Consider the following 20,455-nt stretch of genomic DNA (forward strand, 5'->3'; position numbering starts at 1 on the left):
CCCCGCCTCATGCCTGTTCGATGATGTTCGCGCCCCGGTTTGGTCCAGGGTCGCCGATGCAACGGTAACACCGTTGAATCGGACCCGACAGAGCGCCCCAGCACCGATCCTACCGCAGTTGCGAAAAAGTCACGAAGTTGCGAATGACGCGCGCTGCGGCTTTCTTCCGTTCGCGTTACCCTTTATATCCTAAGCGATCGGAGTATCGCGGCGGCGGGAATTCGCGTCTGGATGGTGTCGGTGGCGGCTTCTTCACTCATGGGCGGCAACCGCGGTGCGGGCGGTTCGGGCGATGCCGGCCCCGGCGGCGCCGGACGGGGCGTCGTCACCGGAAAATACTTCAACTTCAAGCCTCTGCCTCCGTCGGCCGACATTCTCGGCAATCCGCTGATCGTCCCCAACCTGCCGACGCACAAACTGCCGAAGGAAACCTTCGGCAGCCGTGTGAAGCGGTTTTTTGCCCGCATGAACCTCGGCAGCCAATCGGCCGACACCAAGCTGCGCTGGAAACTGCACGACACGATCCAGGCGACCATGGCTTCGCTGTCGCCCGCCGTCACGCTGGTGGCCGAAAAGCGGGCGCCGGCGAAGAACAGGAAGCTGTCTGTTCCGGTCGTCGTCGTGCGTCATCCCTATCACCTGCGCCATGTGTTCGAGATGCTGCCAACCATCCCCGACAGGTTCGCGGTGGAGCGGCGCTTTCTCGAACTGCTGATGACCCGTGCGCTGAAGCGGTACGGCGAGCAGATGGCCCTGATCAAGGGCAGCGCCTTTTCCTTCGAGCACGAGGCACGGGAGTATTTCTTCGCCGGATTCCGCCTGGAAAAGCAGATCAAGAAGGTCAACAATCCGGACGAGCGGTTTGCGGCGCTGCAGGCGATCCACACCAACTATTTCCATGGCCGCAACTATTATTACTTTGCGTTGCTGCGGCGGGAGAAACTGGCGCCGGACAACAAACTGTTCATGCTGTTCGCCCGCGCGGTCTATTTCATGGCGCGGGTCGACTGGAACGGCGAACTGCTGGAAAAGCCGAATCCGCGCATGTTGCCAAGCCGCGACGACATGCTGTTTTTCGTGGAGCGTGACAAGTCGGTCGTGACGCGCTATCGCACCGACCAGGATTTCCAGCGTCAGGTCAAGGCCGTGCTGGAGGCCTTCCCCGCTTCGTGACGTTCCGCTTCCTTATCCAAGGTTTCCTGCGATGCGCGCCCTGTCCCTGGTTGGCGGTTTCCTGGCTGCCGGCTCCCTGTTCGCGGTGATGGCCGCGGTCCCGGCCCTTTCGGCTCCGGTGGACACTCCCCCGCCGGAGGCCGCCGCTCCCGAGGCGGCGGCGCGCGGTTGCGAGGCGGCGGAGACGCCGACCGCGCAGCTGATGTGCGGCGATGCGAAGCTGGCGGCGGCCGGTGCGGCGATGGATGCGGCGCTGGCGGCCCTTGGCGCCACCACCGACGACAGCGGCCGTGCGGCGATCGAGGATAGCCAGACCGTCTGGCGGGCAAAGCGGGACGAATCCTGTCCGGTGACCGCGGCCGATCTGGCCGACGCGAAATTGGCAAAGACGCGCGCGGATTGCCTGGCGCGTGTCATCCGCAAGCGCACGGCGGCGCTGGAGGCGGAGCGGCAGTCCCGGTCCCGGCCGGTCGGCGATCTGCCGCTGTCCGTCACTGGCGCCGCGGCCCGCCGGTTCGCCGCACCCCAGCCGCCGGTGCCGCCGATCAGCCGCAAGGTCTCGCTGGAGACTCTGGCCGGCCGCTGGGCCAAGGCCGATCCGGGCGACCGCACCGCCATCGACGATTGCCGAAGCTCCTATCTGGACATCGGCACCGACCGCAGCCTCCACGCCGTGGAGCCGCGGCTGCAGCTGTTCCCGTTGGATGGCACCCTGGCGGCCGACGGCGACCCGGTGCAGGGGGTGGCGCTTCTGCCGGCCGCTCCGTCGGAAGGGGCTCAGGCCCAGGCGGCGGCACCGCTGGCGACCCTGCGGCTTCTGCCGGCCGATTCGCCGCGTTTCGACCGGCTGATCCTGCGCATGGAACCGCCGGCCAGCTTCGCGGCGGAATTCGTCCGCTGCCGCTGAGGGGGCCGGCGACGGCCGGCTTCGCTCGTACTGTCGGTCACGCGTCACACGGTCGGAATGGTACCGCCGTCGATGACGTATTCGGTGCCGGTTATGGTCTTGGCACGGTCGGAAGCGAGGAACGCAATCAGGTTGGCGACATCGTCCGGCTTCGATGGCCCGCCGATGGGAATGCCGCCGAGCGAGTCCATGATGATCCGCTTGCCGCCTTCATAGTCGGTGCCGGCGTCCCTCGCGAGCCGCTCGGCCAAACGTACCGCCGCCTCGGTCTCGATCCAACCGGGCGAGACTCGCACCACGCGCACGCCTTTGGGCGAAACTTCCTTGGACAGGCTCTTGCTGTAGGTCGAGAGCGCGGCCTTCGCAGCGGCATAGGCTGTCGTCGACTGCGGTAAGGGCAGCTCGCGCTGTATCGAGGTCACGTGGATGACCACACCATGGCCCTGCGCCACCATCGCCGGCACAAGCTCGCGGTCGAGCCGGATCGCGGGCATCAGATTCAGGTCGAGTTCCCTGCTCCAGACTTCGTCGTTCAACGCAGAGAATCCGCCTGTGGGAGCGGAGGAACCACCCAGCATGTGAACGATGACGTCGATCCCGCCCAAGCGTTCGCGCGCCGCCGCCGCGAGCTTGGCACACCCGTCCGGGGTCGTCAGATCCGCGGAGACGAACATCGCCTCGTCCATCCCGTCCGGACGCGAGCGGGCTGCCGTCAGCACACGGGCCCCGAGTTCGCGAAACAGCGCGACGGTGGCCGCACCGGCGCCGCGGGTGCCCGATGTGACGAGCGTCCGCTTGCCGCCCAGGTTGATGAAGGGGCTCATGGGGTGATCTCCAGCCCGACAATCCGGCTGCCCTCGACCCGGAACGCAAAAACCATCCTGGCGGGACTGCCGGGGAATTGCCCAGTCACGTTCATGAGAACTCTGGTGGTCTGGCCGTCTTCAGTCGATTCGAGCGGTTCGATCACGTGTTGGTACTTGGCCTTTGCAGCCCGCCACCACGCGCCGATCGCTTTTTTGCCAAAGTGAGTGCCGTCTTCATCCTTGACCGCGGCGTCGGGCGCGAAGGCATCGATCAGCGCAATGCCGTCGTTCCTTCCGTCTGCATCGATGCAGGCCAAGACCGGTGAAGGGAGTGTCATCGCGTCATTCCTCCTGATCGAAGTTTCCTGTCCTTTCCAAACTAAGTTTGGACATCTGTTTCGATAATCGGGATAAAGCGGGATGAGGGGTTTTGATTGGCGGGACAATGCGCGAGGCTGAACTGAACGATCTGGATGCGGTCATCGCCATTGCGCGACGGGGCACCTTTCGCGCAGCGGCGCTCGACCTGGGCATGTCGACGACAGCGCTCAGCAATGCGATCGGCAAACTCGAAGCGGGCCTTGGCGTTCGCCTGTTCAACCGGACGACACGGAGCGTCTCGCTCACCGATGCCGGGCGGGTGTTCGTCGAGCAGGTTGGTCCGGCATTGCAGGATGTCCACGGCGCCTTGGAAGCCGTGCGGTCGCAGCAGATCATTCCGTCGGGCACACTTCGCATCAATGCCTTCGCCACAGCGGCGCGCGAACTCCTCTCGCCTCTGGTGCTGGAGTTCCTGCGCCGTCATCCGCAGGTCCATGTCGACCTCGTCACCGAAGGGCGGCTGGTGGATATCGTCGCCGAGGGGTTCGACCTTGGTGTACGTGCGGCCGACCTAGTACCGAGCGACATGATCGCGGTTCCCCTGGGTCGGCCGCAGCGTTATGCGGTCGTCGGGTCGCCGGCATATTTCGCGGCGCATGAGCGGCCGCGCCTGCCGCCCGACCTGCTCGTTCACCCGTGCATTCGTGTCCGTCTGCCGAACGGTGCCCTATTCCGGTGGCAGTTCGAGAAGGACGGGCAGTCGGCACAGATCGAGGTAAATGGACCGATCACGCTGGACGAGGCCAGTCTGGCGCGAATCGCCGTCCTCGAAGGCGTAGGCCTAGGCTTCTTCATGGAACCGGACGTCCGGGCCGACATGGAGGCGGGGCGTCTCGTTCGCGTGCTCGATGACTGGACGCCGCCGCGTTCCGGGCTCTGCCTCTACTATTCCGGACGGCGAAACCCGTCGGCCGCCTTCAGGGCCTTCATCGGCCTTGCTCGCGAACTCGGTACGACAGGCGGCGCTCTAGGATCGTGACACGAGGAATCGGACGGTCATCGACAGCCGTTCACCCGGCGGCAGCGCGATCACCCCAGCACCGGGTTCCTGCGGACGGTTCAGCGCATCGGTCATGTGGGTGACCGGCTCCAGGCACAGATAGGGTTCGCCGGGCGGGGCATAGACGATCAGGTGTCCGACCGGCCCGTCGGCCAGCATGGTCAGGCGCAGCCGTTCGCGCGGGCGGTCCAGCGTCGCGGAGCCGTTCCAGCCGGTAAAGCAGTTGTCCAGCTCCACATTGTCCATCGTCACGCCTTGGCTGAAGTCCCAGGCGGCGGGCACCGGACGATTCCGGCAGGGCAGGATGGTGTCGTCATTCTCCCAGACGGTTTGGACGCCGGCGGTCACGCGGCTGCCCGGCGACCTGACCAGATAGGGATGCAGCCCCAGTCCGGCCGGCATGTCGCTGTCCGAGTCGTTGATGAGGTCGAGCGTGACGGTCAGCCCTTCGCCGTCCAGCGACACCGTCTGTGCCGCGCGATAGCTCCAGGGCCAGTCGTCTGCCCGGTGGGCGAATGCCATGCGCAGGGCGTCGTCGGTGACGGCCTCCACGCTCCAGGGGGATGACCAGCCATGGCCGTGGATCCTGTGGGGTGATCCGGGATCGGTGGCGAGCACGACCTCGCGGCCCTGGAAGACGAACCGGCCGCCGCCGATGCGGTTGGAAAAGGGGACCAGAGGGAAACAGGCCATGTCCGGGGCGAAATTCCCGGCCAGCGCGTGGTCGGAGGCTCGCCGGAACAGCTCGACCGGGCCATCGGCGGTGGACAGGCTCCAGCTCGCCAGCGAACCGCCGCATTGGGGGGCCGCGGTGAGCGTCATCGGTCCGTGCCGCAACGCGATGATGGTGCCCGTCCGGATCATGCGTTTCTCCCATCGTCGGCGTCACGATTCTTATCGCACATGCGAAGGCCGAAGGAAACGGTCGCCATCGGCAAGGCGCCGACTGCCTCGACGCTGACACAGTTCACCTGTTTTTGTCGAAAAATGTGGGTATCGTACACTCGTCATTTACCCTCCTTGCGCGACGATGCCGGTCCGGCCCCGCTCCCCGGCGGGTGCGGAATGCCGGTTGTATCGACAACGCGGAAGGGGCGCCGGTGTTGCAGCCCGGCCGCGCAATCCGTCACGTCCAGGAAAGGCCCGGAGTGTCCACTCCCCAACTCAGCCGCGCGATGCCGACTCCGTCGTCGGCCATGGCCACGCTCGACGAGGTGGAGCCGTGCGACTCGCTGCCGGACTACCACGCGCTGCCGGCGCGGCTGCTGATCGGCACGGTGCTGCGGTCTTACCTGGACCCGCTGTTCCTGACCCCGACGGAGCTGATCCATCTGCCCAAGCCGCTGAAAGCCTGCCTGGAACAGGGGACGCTGATCGAGGCGGCCCTGAGCAAGGTCGCGGCGGCCCAGGCGCGTGCGCCGGGACAGGAGCAGCAGACGCGCAAACGCGCCATCCGTGCCGCGTTGGACGAAAGCTGGGCCAAGGCGCGCGCCGCCCAGGCCGCATTCGCCGCCATGCCGCGCGGCCGAAAGCCGGTGGACTGGCTGCTCTCCCAGGGGGCCAAGACCCCCACCGGCGATGCGGAGTACGACCTGCGTGTCGCCATTGCCATGGAACTGGTGGAGATCAAGAGCTGGAACGGCAAGCTGGACCGCCTGCTTGAACTGCACCAGTGGGACCGGGACGAGCGGCTGGCCGCGGCGGTCGATGGGGTGATCGGCGATGTCCTGGCCTCCGCCGCCGCCGGTGCGGAGCTGTTCGGAACCAATCTGCTGCCGGGAACGTTGCTGTCCAGCCTCTGCGACATGCTGTTCGGCCGCATCGGCATGGAGGCCATCGGGCCGAACCGCGTCGGCGTGCTGAACGCCCTGTTCCGCCAGGGCAAGCTGCCCCATGCGAAGGCCGCCGTCCTCGACCGCATCCGCCGCCAGTTGAAGGCACCCCAGCCGCTGGGCCGCGGCGCCTTCGACCAGGAGGCGGAGATGCTGAAGACGCTGGTCGGGCATCTGCTGACCCGCGACGGGCTGGTCGGCGGTGCGGCCATGGCCGACGCGCTGACCGTCCGCTATTCGCGCCGGCTGGAGCAGGGTGGGGCCAGCGCCTATCGCCGCTCCATCATCGGGATGGGCGAAGGGCAATCGGACCTGATCTGCCGCATCCATTACCTGACCCGTGTCGCTGCCGCCCCGGCCGCCGAACGGCATGCCGACGAGATCCTCGCGTCGCTCGACGCGGCGGTCTGCAACGAGTTGCTGATCGAGAACATGCTGGTGCAGACGCCGGACACCGCCTTGCTGGAGCGAGATTTCGCCCGCGCACTGGCGGCCATCCGCGCCGCACCGCTGCCGGCGGACGCCTGCGAGCGGATCGCCGGACGGGCAGAGCGCGCGGTCGACGATTTCGTGAAGACCGGGCAGCTCGCGGTTCGTCTGAAGCAGGTGGAACCGGTCCTGCGCCGCCGCACCGTCCGGCTGGCGGAGGTCGCCTGTTCGGGCCTGATCCGCGAGGACGGCGCCCTGCCGCTGATGCGCCAGCACATTCTGGAAATCGTCCGCCAGCCGCAATTCCAGGCCGAACTCGCCCAGCCCGAAAGCGAGGTCGCCCAGGCGGAGGTGAGAAGGCTGCTGGAACTGCTGGATCGGCTGCGCCAGATGGCGACCGCACCCGCACCCCCGCCCGTTCTGCCGCCCGCTCCGCCGGCCACCGTGGAAGTCGCGCCTCCGCCGTCCCTGGCCGCTCGCAGCGCCGACACGGTTCTTCATCCGGCCAGCCAGCAACGGGGTGTGGCCGGCACCATCCCCGCGGTCGCCGACGATACGGCGGGGCTGTGCCCAAGCTGCTATTCCGCGAAAGGACGGTCGGAGACCTGCGGCGCCTGCGGCTTCCCGGCCAAATCGGACAATCGGCCGGGCGTGCATCTGGTGCCGGGGACGCTGCTGCATGGCCGCTACCGTGCCGGGCGCGTGCTGGGGCAGGGCGGGTTCGGCGCCACCTATCTGGGATGGGATGATCGGCTGCAGGTGAAGGTGGCGATCAAGGAATATTATCCATCCAACCTGATCTCCCGCGTTCCCAACGCCGCTGCCGTCTCCCCCTTCTCCGACGAGCATGCGGAGACCTTCGCCGCCGGCCTCGCCAAGTTCCTGGAGGAGGCGCGGACGCTCGCCCGCCTGCGCGAGGTGCGCGAGATCGTCGGCATCCAGGATTTCTTCGAAGAGAACGCCACCGCCTATCTGGTCATGGAGCTGCTGGAAGGCCGCACCATGAAGAAATATCTGGCTGATTGCGGCGGCCGGATCGACGTGAAGCGGACATTGTCGGTGGTGATGCCGATCGCCAAGGCGCTGCAGGCCATCCACGAGCAGGGACTGATCCACCGCGACATCAGCCCGGACAACATCTTCCTGACCAACGCCGGCGACCGCAAGCTGCTGGATTTTGGCGCCGCGAGGCAGACGGCCCGTCCGGGCGCCGGCCTGACCGTGATCCTCAAGCCCGGCTACGCCCCGCCGGAGCAATATTCCAACGAAGGGCGGCAGGGCCCCTGGTCGGACGTCTATGCGCTCTGCGCCACGATCTATCTGGCGCTGACCGGCCGCACCCCGCCCGATGCCACCGCCCGCTTCATGAACGACAAGGTGCCGAAGCCGTCCGAACTGGGCGTGGCGCTGCCCCCCGGATTCGAGAAGGTGCTGCTGTCCGGTCTGGCCATGCGCTGGCAGGACCGGCCGCAATCGATGAAGGACCTGCTGCGCGCCATGACCAATTCGCTGGCGGGCGGTTGACCGACGGAAATCGCTGCCAAGAAAAAAGGGACCGGCGCACCGGTCCCCCTTTCCCTGAACGGCTGCGGAGGCGACGTTACTTTACGTCGGCCGCGACCTGCATCTTGATGATCTTGTCCGGGTCGGTGACCTGTCCGTTGCGGGACTGGCTGCCCTTCTTGATCATGTCGACGAATTCCATGCCCTCGACCACGCGGCCCCAGACGGTGTACTGGCGGTCCAGGAACTGGGACGGGGCGAAGCAGATGAAGAACTGGCTGTCGGCGCTGTCCGGATCCTGGGCGCGGGCCATCGACAGGGTGCCGCGGATGTGCGGAGCGCTGGAGAACTCGGCCTTCAGCTTCTTGCCGGAGCCGCCCATGCCGGTGCCGGTCGGGTCGCCGGTCTGGGCCATGAAGCCGTCGATGACGCGGTGGAAGACGACGCCGTCATAGAAGCCCTGGCGGGTCAGTTCCTTGATGCGGGCGACGTGGTTCGGCGCCAGGTCGGGCCGCAGTTCGATCACCACGCGACCGTCCTTCAGGTCGAGGTAAATGGTGTTTTCCGGATCCAAGGCCTTCGCCTCCCCTTGAGAAACTGTAAAGAACGAGACAGTGAAGATTGTGGCGAACAGGGCCGCCAGCAACGCGCGGGTCCACCGCTTCATGCGAAACACTCCGATGAGCCGAAATCCGCGCCACGGACCATAGGGGAAAAGCGCGGGAATGCAAAGCCGCGCTGGCGGGGATGGCGATCCGCCAAAAGTCACGGATGACGGCCACTCGTCCGGGTGTTCATCCGGACATGGACGTGGCATGGGACGTGGCATGCCGGTCATGACGGGACGTTGGGGAAAGGACAGGGGCTTGAGGCTGGGACGGGCGATAGCCGGCACGGTGGCGGTCACGGTGACCTTGGCCGTGGTCGGGCTGGGCGGTGCGATCCTGACCGGTCCGGCGCTGATCGGTAGGACGGCGACGCAGACCTTGCGCGATGCCGGCTTCACCAAAGCCGCGGTGACCGTCACCAGCCTGCGCATCGCCGATGGCTGGCGCGGCCTGCGGCTGGAGTTTGCCGTCGACAGTGGCCCGCTGGAGGCCGCGGCCAAAGCGCTCGACCTGCCGATGGCGGGGCGCGTGACGCTGTCCGGCGCGCTGGTGGTCGGGATGGACGGCGGCGCGGTGACCGTCGCCCCCGCGGGCTGCCTGCCCGCCAAGGCGGAACGGCTCACGGTCGCCGGGCAGCCGCTCGGCCTGCCGCAGGGGGCGACGCTGTGTCCGGTGGGGGAAACCCCGCTCCTGCGCTGGTCGTCCGATGCCATGACGGTCGTGGCGGAGCTGCAGGCGCCGCGCCTGGAGGCTCCCGCCAGTGACCTGCGCGCCGACAAGGTCGTGCTGCGGCTGGCGCAGGATGGCGACGGTCGGCGGGCGGACGCCGTGGTCGCGCAATTGACCAACACCACCAAGCCCGCGCCTGTCGTCCCGCTGGCGGTGACAATGCAGGCGGTGCAGGCAGGGCAGGGGCCATGGGCGATCGACGGCACCGCCAAGGGCGCAAACGGCCTCCTCACCGTCACGCTCGACGGCACCTATGATCAGACCGCCGGTGCCGGGAAGCTGGAGGCGGTGGCGAAGCCGTTCCGCCTTGCCGCCGATGGCCCCGGTCTCGCCGCCGTTTCGCCGCTCGCCGCGACCTTCCTCGAAAAGGCGTCGGGCACCCTGTCGGGCAAGGCGACGGTCGCTTTGACCGCGAAGGGCATGACCACGGCCGGACAGGCGGTGGTGAAGGGGCTTGCCGGTGCCGCCGGGCCGGTGACCGTCGCCGGGGTCAGCGGCACCATCGCCTTGTCCAGCCTCTCGCCGCCGGTGATCCCGGACGGGCAGAAGCTGTCCATCGGCCTGCTGGACGTCGGCATTCCGCTGACGGACGGCACGCTGCTGTTCGGCTATGGCCGTGACGGGCGGCTGGATGTGGACCGGGCGGAATGGAACTGGGCCGGCGGCCTTCTGCGCGCCGACCCGTTCGAGTTGTCGCCCGAAAAGCCCAAGGGGCGGGTGACCCTGCATGCCGACCGGATCGACGCCGCCAAGCTGCTGAACCTGATCGCCGTCGACGGGCTGGCGGCCAGTGGCAAGCTGGCCGGCACCCTGCCGGTGGTGTTCGCCGGCGATAAGGTGACAATCGACGGCGGCGTTCTCAAATCGTCCGGTCCCGGCACCCTGCGCTACGACCCGGCCAAGCCGCCGCCCGCCCTGAAGGGGGAGGAGGGCAGCCCGACCGCCATGCTGATGGGGGCGCTGACCGATTTCCATTACGACACGCTGCGGATCACCATCGACGGGCAGGCCGGCGGCGAACTCAGCGCCGGCTTCTCGCTGCGCGGATCGAACCCGTCATTCTACGATGGCTATCCGGTCGCGCTTAACCTTAAGCTGTCCGGCGCGCTCGACCGGATTCTGCGCCAGAACCTCGACGTCTACCGGATTCCCGACACGCTGCGGGACCGGATGACCGGCTTCGACCAGAAGGACCCCTGACCGCCATTATGCTTACCAGATTCCCATCTACCGGCCTTGCGGCTGCTCTGCTGATTTCGGCCGCCGCTGCCGCCTGCGCCCCGACGGTGAAGATCGAAGCGCCCGACAAGCCCATCGAGATCAATCTGAACGTCCGGATCGAGCAGGAGGTGCGGGTCAAGCTGGAACGCGACGTCGACGACGCCATCCGCAACGACCCCGCCCTGTTCGGCCTGCCAACCGACTCCACGACCTCTTCCACGAAGGGGAAGAAGTGATGAAGACCGCTTCCATCAGCCGCCGCCGTTTCAACCGGCTCGCCCTGTCCGCGCTGGCCGCCGGACTGCTGGTGTCCGCCATGCCGCAGCTGGCCTTGGCGCAGGATGCGCTGGCCGCCGCCAAGGCTGCCGGCCAGCTGGGTGAGCGTCCCGACGGTATGGTCGGCGTCGTCCCCGACGCACCGGCCTCGGCCCAGGCGCTGGCGCAGCAGGTGAACGCCCAGCGCCTCGCCCGCTATCAGGAGATCGCCAAGGGCAACGGCACGGCGCTGGACAAGGTCCAGGCGGTCGCCGGCCAGCAGTTGATCGAGCGTACCCCGGCCGGCCAGTTCGTGATGACCGCCGCGGGCCAGTGGCAGCGCAAGTGACCTCCGCGTCCATGTCCGGCCAGCGCGCCGTCGCCGATCTGCGCCGCCGTCTGGCCGGCAAGCCCGGCGACGGTGCACTGCTGTCGGCCCTGTTCTCGGCCCTCGACACGCTGGGTATGGCCGGCACGCCGGAGGAGGCGGTCGCCCGCTCCAACCTCGGCGAGGCGTTGCGCCGCCAGGGCCGCCTTACGGAAGCGGAATCGCATCACCGCAAGGCGCTGGACTGGCTGCCGGATTTCGGCGGCAACCACTACAACTGGGGCGTGACCCTGCAGGCGCTCGGCCGCCCGGCGGAGGCTGCTGCCGCCTATGGCGAGGCCGCCCGGCTGATGCCGCAGTTCGCCCCCGCCCCCTGCAACCAGGGCGTCCTGCTGCGCGAGCTTGGCCGGCTGGACGAGGCCGAACCTGCCTTGCGCCGGGCGCTTGCGCTCGACCCCACCCTGGTGCCGGCCCGGCTGGCCCTGGCCGCCCTCCATCGCGATCGCGGTGACCTGGACAGCGCCGTCGCCGGCTTTCGTGCCTGCCTGAGCCTGCGGCCCGATCTGGCGGAGGGACAGGCGAACCTCGCCCTGACGCTGAAGGAACGCGGGCAGCGCGGCGGCCCGGCGGAAGACGGCGCGGCGAGCATCGTCGGCTTCGAACGCGCTATGCGCATCGGCCTGCCCGACGCCGGCGGGGTGCTGGCCCAACTGGTGCAACAGTGCCGCCACCTTTGCCGCTGGGACGGGCTGACCGCTCTGTCGGGCAGGCTGGTCGAGCTGGTGCGGGAGGGGCGGACGCAGCAGGCCCATCCCTGGATCTTTCTCGGCGAAGGGGCGGGACCTGCACTGGAGCGCGCCTGCGCCGAACGCTATGCCGCCTGGAAGACGCGCGGCATCCGGCCCGCATTTCCGACCCGCAGCATCCGCGGATCGAAGCTGCGCATCGGCTATCTCTCGGCCGATTTCCACGAACATGCGACCGCGGTTCTGATCGCCGAACTGATCGAACGGCACGACCGCGACCGCTTCGAGATCGTCGGCTGCTCCTATGGTCCCGACGACGGCGGTCCGTTGCGACGCCGGCTGGTCGCCGGGTTCGACCGCTTCATCGACCTGTCCGCCCTTACCGACGAGCAGGCGGCCGGCCTGATCCACGAGGCCGGCATCGATATCCTGGTCGACCTCAAGGGCCACACCCAGAACGCCCGCCCTGGCATTGCCGCCCACCGGCCGGCACCGCTGCAGGCGCAGTGGCTGGGCTACCCGGGCACGCTGGGCAGCCCGGCCATCGACTATGTCATCGCTGATCCAATCGTGGTCCCGGTCGATCACCAGCGCTTCTACAGCGAGCGAGTCGTCCATCTGCCCAACAGCTACCAGCCGAACGACCGCAAGCGCGCCATCGGCCCGGTGCCGGCCCGCTCCGACTGCGGGCTTCCCGACGACGGCGTGGTCTTCTGCGCCTTCAACGCCTCATACAAGATCGGCCCCGAGCTGTTCGGCCGCTGGTGCCGGATTCTGGAGCGCGTTCCGGGATCGGTGCTATGGCTGCTGGACGGACCGGCGGAGGTCGCGGTCAATTTGCGGCGCGCGGCGGCAGAGCGGGGAGTGGCACCGGAGCGGCTGGTCTTCGCCCCGCGCCTGCCGGGTCCCGCGCATCTGGCGCGCCACCGGCTGGCCGACCTGTTCCTCGATTCGAGCCCGGTCGGCGCCCACACCACGGCGAGCGACGCGCTGTGGGTCGGCCTGCCGGTGCTGACGGTCCTTGGCCGCTCCTTCGCCGGGCGGGTGGCCGCCAGCCTGCTGCACGCGGTCGGACTTCCGGAACTGGCGGTGTCGGACTGGGACGCGTATGAGGTGACGGCGCGGCGTCTGGCCGGGCAGCCCGCCGAACTGGCGGCATTGAAGCTGCGGCTGGAGCAGGCGCGGGCGACCGCCCCGCTGTTCGACACCGGCCGCTTCACCCGGTCGATCGAAGCGGCCTATGCCACGATGTGGGATATCCACGCGGCAGGCGAGCCGCCGCGCGGGTTGGCCGTTACGCCTCAGGGATAGGCGCAACGGTCGGCGGTGACCTCGACGAAGGAGCGCTGGGCAGCGGCGATGGTGAAGCGGTATTCGCTGTTGTCTACCACCAGCGACTGGTGCAGCGGCAGGACGCCGCTGACCGTGGTGCCCTTGCCGCCCATGCCGGTGATGCGAATCGTCACCGGCTGGCCCGGATCGAACCAGCTTTCGGCGTTGCCCTGAGGATTGTGGGCCGACTGACCCTCGCCGGTGACCGTGACGGTGCCATTGCCGAAAGTAACGCCGCGAGCGCCGCCCTTCAGCAGCGGCGTGCTGAGCGTGAAGCGCTTGGTGTCGGTCGGCTGGCAATTGCGCGGAATCTGCGCCTGCGAAATGACGAAGGCGAGGCGGTTGGCGTCCAGCCCACCCTTCAGCCGCTCCGCAACCAGTTGGGTTAGCTTGGCGAGGTCGCCGGTCGGCACTTCGCGCTGCAGGCGGCCTTCCAGCTCGCCCACCCGCGCCTCCGCGGTGCGGGCGGCGTGCTGCATCTGGCTGGCCAGCAGTTCCAGCTCGGCCTTCTGGCGCGACAGGGTGGCAATCTCCTCCCGCAGGGTGACGTCACGGCCTTTCAGCTGCTCGATCCCCATCTGGTAGGAAAACAACCCGACACCGAGCACCAGTGCCGCCAGCAGCGCGAACTTGATCACGCCGGCCCGCATGCGTTTGCGGTAGCGTCTTTCGTAGTCGTAACGTCCCAGGGTCATGATTCCGGTCGCGGCGGGCTGTCTCGTCGGGCGTTAATGGCTAACGGCAACGGCCAAGGGATGCAACCCCCTGGCCGTCGGTGACCGCCGCCTTTTCCCACCGACCCGCGCTTACTGGTTGGCCGAACCGCCGCCCAGGAAGCTGGCGTTGATGCCGGGGCTCTTGAACTCGCCGACATTCTTGAAGACCAGACGGAAGAAGATGGTGTTGCCGTCCTTCTCACCGGTCGTGCTGACGGTGTAATCGCGGCGCGCGATGGTCTGGAAGACCAGGCATTCGTCGGAATAGGACAGCACGGCAAGGCTGGAGCGCGGACCCGGCTGCGGCTCCATCGCCTGGGTGTGGCTGACGCCCAGGCTCCAGTAATCGGTGAACTGCGACGACACCCCGAAGCTTGCCTGCTCCACCCGGTTGCGGGTGACCGCGTTGCGCGCGGTCGTCTGGTCGACATAGGTGTAGGAGGTCGACAGGCGCAGCAGCGGCACGCCGGCCGTCGCGTTCAACGAATGGCGACGAGGGCGGAAGGTCTCGTGATCGACGCGGAAGCCGTAATTGACGTCCAGCCAGTCGGCCGGCTGCAGGTCCAGGCGGCCGACATAGTCGGACACCCGCTCTTCCAGGCCGGAATCGCCGGTGAAGCCGACATTGCTGTCGGTCAGGCGGATGCTCTGGCCCAGGAACAGGCTGGCCGACCCCTGGCTATTGCCATAGATCGCCGTGCGCAGGCCGTAGGTGAAGCGCATGCCGTCGTCCAGCCGGTCGATGCCGGTGAAGCGGTTGGGCTGCAGCAGGTTCACGTCGTCGAACTCGACGTCCAGGCTGTCTTCGTTCGGGAAGACGCGGCCGTTCGGCAGCTTCGGCGCGAAGGTCAGCTGGCCGATCGGCTCCACCAGTTGGGACGAGCTTTCGCCGTAGCGGACGAACGGATAGCGGACGGTGGCCTGCCCCTGCGGGAAGAAGCGGAAGCGGCTGATGTTGTCGTTCCCGCGGGTGGTGGGGTCGGCCGTGTTGAACTGCTGCGCGGTATAGCCGGCGACCAGCACGCTGCCCGACAGGGTGGTGACGAAGCCGGCGTTGGAGACGATGTTGCGCTCCCACCCCGGCTGCGCCATGAAGCGCTGCGTGTCCGGGCCGGCATTCTTGAAGCGGGACACCGCCAGCAGGCTGGTATCGAACGACCAGCGGCCGCCGAGCAGGCTGCCCGGCTCGCCCAGCGCGTTGTACTGCGCATAGGGCAGGGCGACCGGCTCGGGAACGGAGTTCCCGTACCGCATGTCCTGGAAGCTGTAGCCGGTGATCGCCGCATAGTTCCGCCCGCGGAAGCCCTCCACGTAGGCCTTGCTGGTCAGGTAGTCTTCGCGGAAATCGTAATAGCGGCGCAGGAAGGTCGGGTCGCTGGCCCGCTTCACATCAAAGCCGGCGCGCCAGGTCTCGTCGATGTCGAACAGGCCGCGCGCCGCGACATAGCCGCGGGTGCGCGTTTCCTTCGGCACGATGGTGGTGTTGGCCACGTCGCCGCGGGTGATGGCGCCTTCCAGTTCCAGCCGCCCGCTCTCGAACCGCTTGCGGTACTGGCCGCCGAGCAGCGGCCCCTGCTGCGAATAGTAATGCAGGTCGAAGGTGGCGTCCTGGTCCGGCGCGATGTCCCAGTAGTAATGGGTCTTGAGGATCGCGCCGAGATTGGAGTTGTTGCCGAAGGACGGTGTCAGGAAGCCGCTCTTGCGGTCCACCGATGGATCGGGATGCGACAGGTAGGGCGTGTAGGCGACGGGGATCCCGAAGATCTCCATCGTGGCGTCCTTGTAGCGGACCTCGTGCTCCTCGTTGTCGTGAACGATGCGCACGGCGCGGATCTGCCACAGCGGCGGACGGGTCGGGTCTTCCTTGCACAGGTCGCAAGGGCTGTAGACGCCGCGGTTGACGCGCGTCAGGCGGCCCTCGCGCCGCTCGCCCTCATTGCCGGCCATGCGGCCGTTGTCGGTCATCAGGACGCGGATGTTCTCGATGAACACGTCCTTCAGATTGTCGGTCAGTTCGGCATAATCGGCGAAGATGATGTCGCCCGACGGTTCCACCAGCCGGATCTTGCCTGTGGCGGTGACGACCTTGGTCTTCTGGTTGTAGGTGATCTTGTCGGCGCGGACGCTGCGCTTGCCCTGCGCAAGTTCCACATTGCCGCTGGCGGTGACGACGCTGTTCACCTCGTCGAAGGTGACCTGATCGGCGGTCAGCAGGACCGGTTCCTGCTTGGACGCGGTGGCGGTGGCGTTTCCCTGGGCGGCGCTTCCCTGCACGGCCGCGGTATCCGGCTTCGTTCCCGGAGCCTGGGTCGCGGGCGATTGGGCGTTCGCCGGATCCGGAATGGCCAGATCCACGACGGCAATCCCGCAAGTAACCATGAGCCCGACGATGCCGGAGCGCATGACGAGGGTGGCGGCGGTCGGAGCTTTGGCGCGGGCGCGCCGGGAGACGTGCTTGGGCATGGCTGAACGATTGGGGGAAGCGAAAGCCCAAGTCAACGGTTTCAGAGCCCTTCGGCGGGCAATGTCACCGTGTCGCCATGCGCCCTGTGGCAGCACTGCCGCAGCCGACGCGGCCCGATGGGCGGCGACGGCTGCGGTCCTTCATCCGATTTCTCTCAAACGACCCGGAAGTTCTTGAACTGCCAAGGGTCATCCTCGTCGATGTCCTCAGGGAACAGGACATTTCGGTCCTGCAGCGGCGTCCAGTCGCCATAGGCGCCGACCACCTCGCCGAGATAGGGGGTGGCAATGTCCAGCACCCGGCGGAAGTCCACCTCGTCCGGTTCCACGAGGCCCCGATTCGGGTTCTCCAGCGTCCAGACGATGCCGCCCAGAACGGTGGAAGTCACCTGCATCGAAGTCGCGTTGTTGTAGGGGGCAAGCGACCGTGCCGTGTCGATGTCGAGCCGCGAGCCGTACCAGTAGGCGCCCTTGGGATGACCCATCAGCAGGACGCCAAGCTCGTCCATGCCGCCGGAGATCTCGTGCATCATCAGCCGCTGTTCGGCCTGCATGTTGAAGTTCTTGCCGGCCAGTTCATGCAGCGACATCACCGCGTCGTCGCAGGGGTGATAGGCATAGTGGCAGGTCGGGCGGTAGACGACGGTGTCGCCCTCGCGCACGGTGAAATAGTCGGAGATCGAGATCGACTCGCTGTGGGTGATGAGGAAGCCGTGGAACGGCCCCTCCAACGGGGTCCAGGTGCGCACGCGGGTGGCCGCACCCGGCCGCATCAGATAGATGGCGGAGTCGCAGCCGAACTCGTGTCGACGGCCGTCGGGCGGCAAGGCCTTCTCATGCGTGCCCCAGCCCAGTTCGGCCGGCTGGCAGCCCTCGCTGACGAAGCCGTCGATCGACCAGGTGTTGACGAACTCGCCGATCTGCTTGGGCTGGTTCGACACCTGGGTGTCGCGCTCCGCTACATGGATGGTCTTGATCCCCAGCTTCTGCGCCAGCCGTCCCCAGCCGTCGCGATCGGTGGGGACATCGGTCTCGACCCCGGTGTCGGCGGCGATGTTCAGCAGCGCCTGCTTGACGAAATGCGACACCAGACCCGGATTCGCCCCATGGGTGATCAACGCGGTCGGACCGCCTTCGAAACGGCGGCGCAGCGCCAGCGCCGATTCGCGCAGCGCATAGTTGGAGCGCAGCGACGGCGACAGGTTGGAATCGGTATAGCCGCCGGCCCACGGCTCGGTGCAGGTGTCGGTGTAGAAGGCGCCGACCCGTTGGCAGAATTCGATCAGCGCGATCGACGACACGTCGACCGACAGGTTGACCAGGAAATCGCCCTTGTCGATCAGCGGCTTCAGAACCTGGAAGAAATTGTCGTTGTCCAGCGGGTTGTTGTGGAACGCGACGCCGTAAAGCTCCGCCTCCTCCCGACCGCGCTCCTCGGCGGTGACGATGGTGATTCGGTCAGCGGTAAGTCCGTCGATGTGACGGAGAAGCAGCGGCAAGACACCCTGGCCGATCGAACCGAATCCAATGATGACCATACGGCCTGTGAACGTGCAGAGCTTCGTGTCCAGGGCCATGATTTTTTGTCTCCCCGAGGTAGTTTAGGCCAACGACATAGCCCGACGCTCCCGCCCACTTCGGAGAAGAGGAATCGGGATGCGCCGGGCCACTGAATGTTACGGATGTCTTTACGCTTTATCCACGGAAAACCGGCCTCGATTTCAGGCCGCGCAGGAGCGCAGCTCGTAGCCGGGGGTGGCGAGCAGCGGTGCGTCCGACACTTCGACGACCCGCGCCTGATCGAAACCGTTGAAGGCGGTGCGCAGGCAGGAGCCGTAGGCGCCGAGCTGCCCCAGCTCGATCCAGTCGCCGGCCTTCACGTCGGCCGGCAGATGGAAGGGGCCAGCCATCTTGTCGGCGCTGTCGCAGGTCGGGCCGTAGAAGCTGAAGGCTTCGCTCTCGGCGTCGGTAATCGCCTCGAACGGGCGGATCAGCCGTGCCGGGAAGCGGAAGCCGGGCACGCCGGCATCCGACAGGGCGCCATAGACGCCATCGTTGATGAACAGCTCGCTCCCGCGACGCTTGACCACCTGCACCACCAGCGAGACGCCGGGGGCGACCAGCGCGCGGCCGGGCTCGCACCACAGGCGGCAGTGCGCCGGCAGGTCGATGGCGGCGATCCCGCGGGCGATGGCGGCCATGAAATCGCCGAGCGGCGGCGGGGTGACGCCCGGATAGGACACCGGGAAGCCGCCGCCGACGTCCAGCACGTCGATGGCGACACCGCTCTCCGCGATGACGCGGCCGGCCAGCGCGATGGCGCGCTCGTAGGCTGACGGGTCGAGCATCTGCGAGCCGACATGGAAGGACAGCCCGACCTTCGGCGCGACGGCGCGCGCGGCGCGCAGCAGGTCCACCGCGTCGGCCGTGGCGGCGCCGAACTTGCCCGACAGGTCGTAGACCGCGTTGCCCTTCGGCAGCGCCAGCCGCACGACGAGGCCGAGGTCGGCGGCACCGTCGGTCTCCGCCAGGATCTTGTCCAGCTCTTCCCGGCTGTCGAGCACGAAGTCGCGGACGCCATACTGGTGGTAGGCGTTGCGGATGGCCTGACGGCCCTTGACCGGGTGCATGTAATGCAGGACGGCGTCCGGGAACATCTGGCGGATCAGGCGGATCTCACCGGGGGAGGCGACGTCGAAATGGCGCACGCCGCCGGCCCACAGGGCGCGCAAAACCGCCGGCTCCGGGTTGCACTTCACGGCATACAGAACGTCGCCGCCACGGCCGATCGCATCCGTCGCACCGGCGAAGGCCGTCAGGAAGCTGCCGGCGGTGTCGGCCAGCACGCCGGGGCGGATGCAGTGCATCGGCTCTTCCGGGCGGTGCAGGGCGACGGCCTGGGTCACGGTCGAGCGGCGGCCGGTGGACAGCGAAACGGCGCTGCTGTCGTTCAGGCCGACGCGGCGGAGCGGGGTGACGGCGGAACGGGAACGCAGGAAACCCATGGCGCACTCCTATCCCCGGACGGCGGCGTGCAAACCGGCCCGGTGAGCAGACGGCGATCCCCGGCCGCGTCACGAACCGGCCAGCACAGGGCTTGGGCGCGGGTGGCGCAGCGGAATCGGCGATTGATCGGATTTTGGAAAGGGGGGGAAACGGAAATAGCCGGTGCGAGCAGCGGCCCCGGGCTGTGAAGCTCCAGGCAACAGCGCGTCGTTTACCGGCTAAAGGGCTACCGTCTCACAGCCCCACCGTGGGCAGCGTACATACTGACCTCCCTCTCGGGACCGACCCACTGGAATGGTCGGTTCTGCCAAAAAGGACGCGGTACGTCGTAGCATAACCACAGAGGGCCATAGGCACGTGCGGGTGCGTCGTGCCGATTGATTTACGCTTTTCCGCCCGTGATTCAAGTGAATTTTTTGGGACGGAAATGGGGCGGAGTCAGGCTGCCTCCACAGCCTCCGGTTCGAAAAGCGGGAAGCGTGCGGCAATGGTGTCGCCGGTCGGCGTCGCCACCCAGCCGTCGGGCCGGCTGAAGAAGCGGATGGTGGTGAAGCGCGGCCGCGGCCCCATGTCGAACCAGTGCGGCGTGCCAGCGGGAATGCTCAGCAGGTCCCCCGCCTCGCACACCACGCGGAAGACCCGCTGGTCAAGATGGATGTAGAAGGCGCCGGAGCCCTCCACGAAGAAGCGCGCCTCGTCCTCGTCATGGGTGTGTTCGTACAGGAACTTTGCGCGCAGGGCCTCGACGCCGTCGGTCTTGGGAGTGACGCGAACCACGTCCACGGTGCAGAAGCGGCGGCCCACCTTCAGCCGGTCGATGGACGCGGCATAGGCCCGCTGCACGGCGTCGCCATCGGCGGAGGCGGGCAGGGGGGCGTCGGCGGTCCAGCGTTCGTACAGGATGCCGATATGGGCCAGATGGCCCGCCATCAGCGCCGGTTCGGAGGTGCGGAGTTCCGGCCGGCGGGCATCGCTTTCCAGATAGACGGTCAGGTTACTCAACGCGCGCCCTCCTGCCGA

Annotated in this window: 17 protein-coding genes; 8 read left to right on the top strand and 9 right to left on the bottom strand. The window is 67.6% G+C overall.

Annotated elements, in window-relative coordinates; genetic code table 11:
• Positions 1-231 precede the first annotated feature (231 nt).
• Positions 232-1,173, top strand: a complete 942-nt coding sequence (locus ACCD06_RS09700; RefSeq protein ID WP_109075705.1) for a hypothetical protein — start codon at positions 232-234, stop codon at positions 1,171-1,173.
• A 31-nt stretch (positions 1,174-1,204) separates the two neighbouring features.
• The gene (locus ACCD06_RS09705) at positions 1,205-2,080 is read left to right on the top strand and encodes a lysozyme inhibitor LprI family protein (RefSeq protein ID WP_109075704.1); all 876 of its coding nucleotides are present in this window, start codon (positions 1,205-1,207) and stop codon (positions 2,078-2,080) included.
• A 44-nt stretch (positions 2,081-2,124) separates the two neighbouring features.
• Here the strand turns inward: ACCD06_RS09705 and ACCD06_RS09710 are convergent, their stop codons facing one another.
• On the bottom strand, positions 2,125-2,904 hold the full coding sequence (locus tag ACCD06_RS09710; RefSeq protein ID WP_413340323.1) for an SDR family oxidoreductase: 780 nt from the start codon (positions 2,902-2,904) through the stop codon (positions 2,125-2,127).
• Positions 2,901-3,224, bottom strand: coding sequence for a nuclear transport factor 2 family protein (locus ACCD06_RS09715; RefSeq protein ID WP_413340325.1), 324 nt, complete (start codon positions 3,222-3,224; stop codon positions 2,901-2,903). Before ACCD06_RS09715 ends, ACCD06_RS09710 begins: the two co-directional genes overlap by 4 nt.
• Positions 3,225-3,331: 107 nt before the next feature.
• On the opposite strand from ACCD06_RS09715, the gene ACCD06_RS09720 reads away from it, so the two are divergent.
• Positions 3,332-4,246: a LysR substrate-binding domain-containing protein gene (locus tag ACCD06_RS09720; protein ID WP_413340327.1), complete on the top strand. Its 915-nt coding sequence runs from the start codon at positions 3,332-3,334 to the stop codon at positions 4,244-4,246.
• Here ACCD06_RS09720 and ACCD06_RS09725 read toward each other — a convergent pair.
• Positions 4,235-5,131 (bottom strand): aldose 1-epimerase, encoded by an 897-nt coding sequence (locus ACCD06_RS09725; RefSeq protein WP_413340329.1) that lies wholly within the window; start codon positions 5,129-5,131, stop codon positions 4,235-4,237. The two genes, ACCD06_RS09720 and ACCD06_RS09725, sit on opposite strands and share 12 nt — an antisense overlap.
• Positions 5,132-5,415: 284 nt before the next feature.
• On the opposite strand from ACCD06_RS09725, the gene ACCD06_RS09730 reads away from it, so the two are divergent.
• Positions 5,416-8,052 carry a serine/threonine-protein kinase gene (locus tag ACCD06_RS09730; protein ID WP_413340331.1) on the top strand — a complete coding sequence of 879 codons (2,637 nt, stop codon included), beginning with the start codon at positions 5,416-5,418 and terminating at the stop codon, positions 8,050-8,052.
• A gap of 76 nt (positions 8,053-8,128) precedes the next feature.
• Here the strand turns inward: ACCD06_RS09730 and ACCD06_RS09735 are convergent, their stop codons facing one another.
• The gene (locus ACCD06_RS09735; protein ID WP_085089375.1) at positions 8,129-8,698 is read right to left on the bottom strand and encodes a peptidylprolyl isomerase; all 570 of its coding nucleotides are present in this window, start codon (positions 8,696-8,698) and stop codon (positions 8,129-8,131) included.
• 199 nt (positions 8,699-8,897) lie between these two features.
• On the opposite strand from ACCD06_RS09735, the gene ACCD06_RS09740 reads away from it, so the two are divergent.
• From ACCD06_RS09740 to ACCD06_RS09755, 4 genes are read left to right on the top strand one after another with little or no spacing between them, the layout of a single operon-like run.
• The gene (locus tag ACCD06_RS09740; RefSeq protein ID WP_413340333.1) at positions 8,898-10,568 is read left to right on the top strand and encodes a YdbH domain-containing protein; all 1,671 of its coding nucleotides are present in this window, start codon (positions 8,898-8,900) and stop codon (positions 10,566-10,568) included.
• Positions 10,569-10,576: 8 nt separating this feature from the next.
• Positions 10,577-10,825: a YnbE family lipoprotein gene (locus tag ACCD06_RS09745; protein ID WP_109075698.1), complete on the top strand. Its 249-nt coding sequence runs from the start codon at positions 10,577-10,579 to the stop codon at positions 10,823-10,825.
• A complete protein-coding gene (locus tag ACCD06_RS09750) occupies positions 10,825-11,193 on the top strand; it encodes a YdbL family protein (RefSeq protein WP_413340335.1) in 369 nt (122 codons plus the stop codon). The genes ACCD06_RS09745 and ACCD06_RS09750 overlap by 1 nt, the downstream gene beginning before the upstream one ends.
• Positions 11,190-13,229, top strand: a complete 2,040-nt coding sequence (locus ACCD06_RS09755) for a tetratricopeptide repeat protein (protein WP_413340337.1) — start codon at positions 11,190-11,192, stop codon at positions 13,227-13,229. Before ACCD06_RS09750 ends, ACCD06_RS09755 begins: the two co-directional genes overlap by 4 nt.
• Here ACCD06_RS09755 and ACCD06_RS09760 read toward each other — a convergent pair.
• The 5 genes from ACCD06_RS09760 to ACCD06_RS09780 form a co-directional block, all read right to left on the bottom strand.
• On the bottom strand, positions 13,220-13,945 hold the full coding sequence (locus ACCD06_RS09760; protein ID WP_136705598.1) for a hypothetical protein: 726 nt from the start codon (positions 13,943-13,945) through the stop codon (positions 13,220-13,222). The two genes, ACCD06_RS09755 and ACCD06_RS09760, sit on opposite strands and share 10 nt — an antisense overlap.
• Positions 13,946-14,056: 111 nt before the next feature.
• Entirely contained in the window at positions 14,057-16,429 is a 2,373-nt protein-coding gene (locus ACCD06_RS09765) for an LPS-assembly protein LptD (protein WP_413340339.1), read from the bottom strand.
• 155 nt (positions 16,430-16,584) lie between these two features.
• Complete coding sequence (locus ACCD06_RS09770; RefSeq protein WP_109075694.1) at positions 16,585-18,006, bottom strand: homospermidine synthase; 1,422 nt, start codon at positions 18,004-18,006, stop codon at positions 16,585-16,587.
• A 144-nt stretch (positions 18,007-18,150) separates the two neighbouring features.
• A complete protein-coding gene (locus ACCD06_RS09775) occupies positions 18,151-19,434 on the bottom strand; it encodes a type III PLP-dependent enzyme (RefSeq protein WP_413340341.1) in 1,284 nt (427 codons plus the stop codon).
• 439 nt (positions 19,435-19,873) lie between these two features.
• Complete coding sequence (locus ACCD06_RS09780) at positions 19,874-20,437, bottom strand: 1,2-dihydroxy-3-keto-5-methylthiopentene dioxygenase (protein ID WP_413340343.1); 564 nt, start codon at positions 20,435-20,437, stop codon at positions 19,874-19,876.
• Positions 20,438-20,455: the final 18 nt, after the last annotated feature.

The organism is Azospirillum sp. CT11-132 (assembly GCF_047302835.1).
GTDB lineage: Bacteria > Pseudomonadota > Alphaproteobacteria > Azospirillales > Azospirillaceae > Azospirillum.

Bases quoted from the DNA above. Each gene is read 5' to 3' on its own strand.
- ACCD06_RS09700 (WP_109075705.1), top strand. From the start codon at position 232: ATGGTGTCGGTGGCGGCTTCTTCACTCATGGGCGGCAACCGCGGTGCG.
- ACCD06_RS09705 (WP_109075704.1), top strand. From the start codon at position 1,205: ATGCGCGCCCTGTCCCTGGTTGGCGGTTTCCTGGCTGCCGGCTCCCTG.
- ACCD06_RS09710 (WP_413340323.1), bottom strand. From the start codon at position 2,904: ATGAGCCCCTTCATCAACCTGGGCGGCAAGCGGACGCTCGTCACATCG.
- ACCD06_RS09715 (WP_413340325.1), bottom strand. From the start codon at position 3,224: ATGACACTCCCTTCACCGGTCTTGGCCTGCATCGATGCAGACGGAAGG.
- ACCD06_RS09720 (WP_413340327.1), top strand. From the start codon at position 3,332: ATGCGCGAGGCTGAACTGAACGATCTGGATGCGGTCATCGCCATTGCG.
- ACCD06_RS09725 (WP_413340329.1), bottom strand. From the start codon at position 5,131: ATGATCCGGACGGGCACCATCATCGCGTTGCGGCACGGACCGATGACG.
- ACCD06_RS09735 (WP_085089375.1), bottom strand. From the start codon at position 8,698: ATGAAGCGGTGGACCCGCGCGTTGCTGGCGGCCCTGTTCGCCACAATC.
- ACCD06_RS09745 (WP_109075698.1), top strand. From the start codon at position 10,577: ATGCTTACCAGATTCCCATCTACCGGCCTTGCGGCTGCTCTGCTGATT.
- ACCD06_RS09750 (WP_413340335.1), top strand. From the start codon at position 10,825: ATGAAGACCGCTTCCATCAGCCGCCGCCGTTTCAACCGGCTCGCCCTG.
- ACCD06_RS09760 (WP_136705598.1), bottom strand. From the start codon at position 13,945: ATGACCCTGGGACGTTACGACTACGAAAGACGCTACCGCAAACGCATG.
- ACCD06_RS09765 (WP_413340339.1), bottom strand. From the start codon at position 16,429: ATGCCCAAGCACGTCTCCCGGCGCGCCCGCGCCAAAGCTCCGACCGCC.
- ACCD06_RS09770 (WP_109075694.1), bottom strand. From the start codon at position 18,006: ATGGCCCTGGACACGAAGCTCTGCACGTTCACAGGCCGTATGGTCATC.
- ACCD06_RS09775 (WP_413340341.1), bottom strand. From the start codon at position 19,434: ATGGGTTTCCTGCGTTCCCGTTCCGCCGTCACCCCGCTCCGCCGCGTC.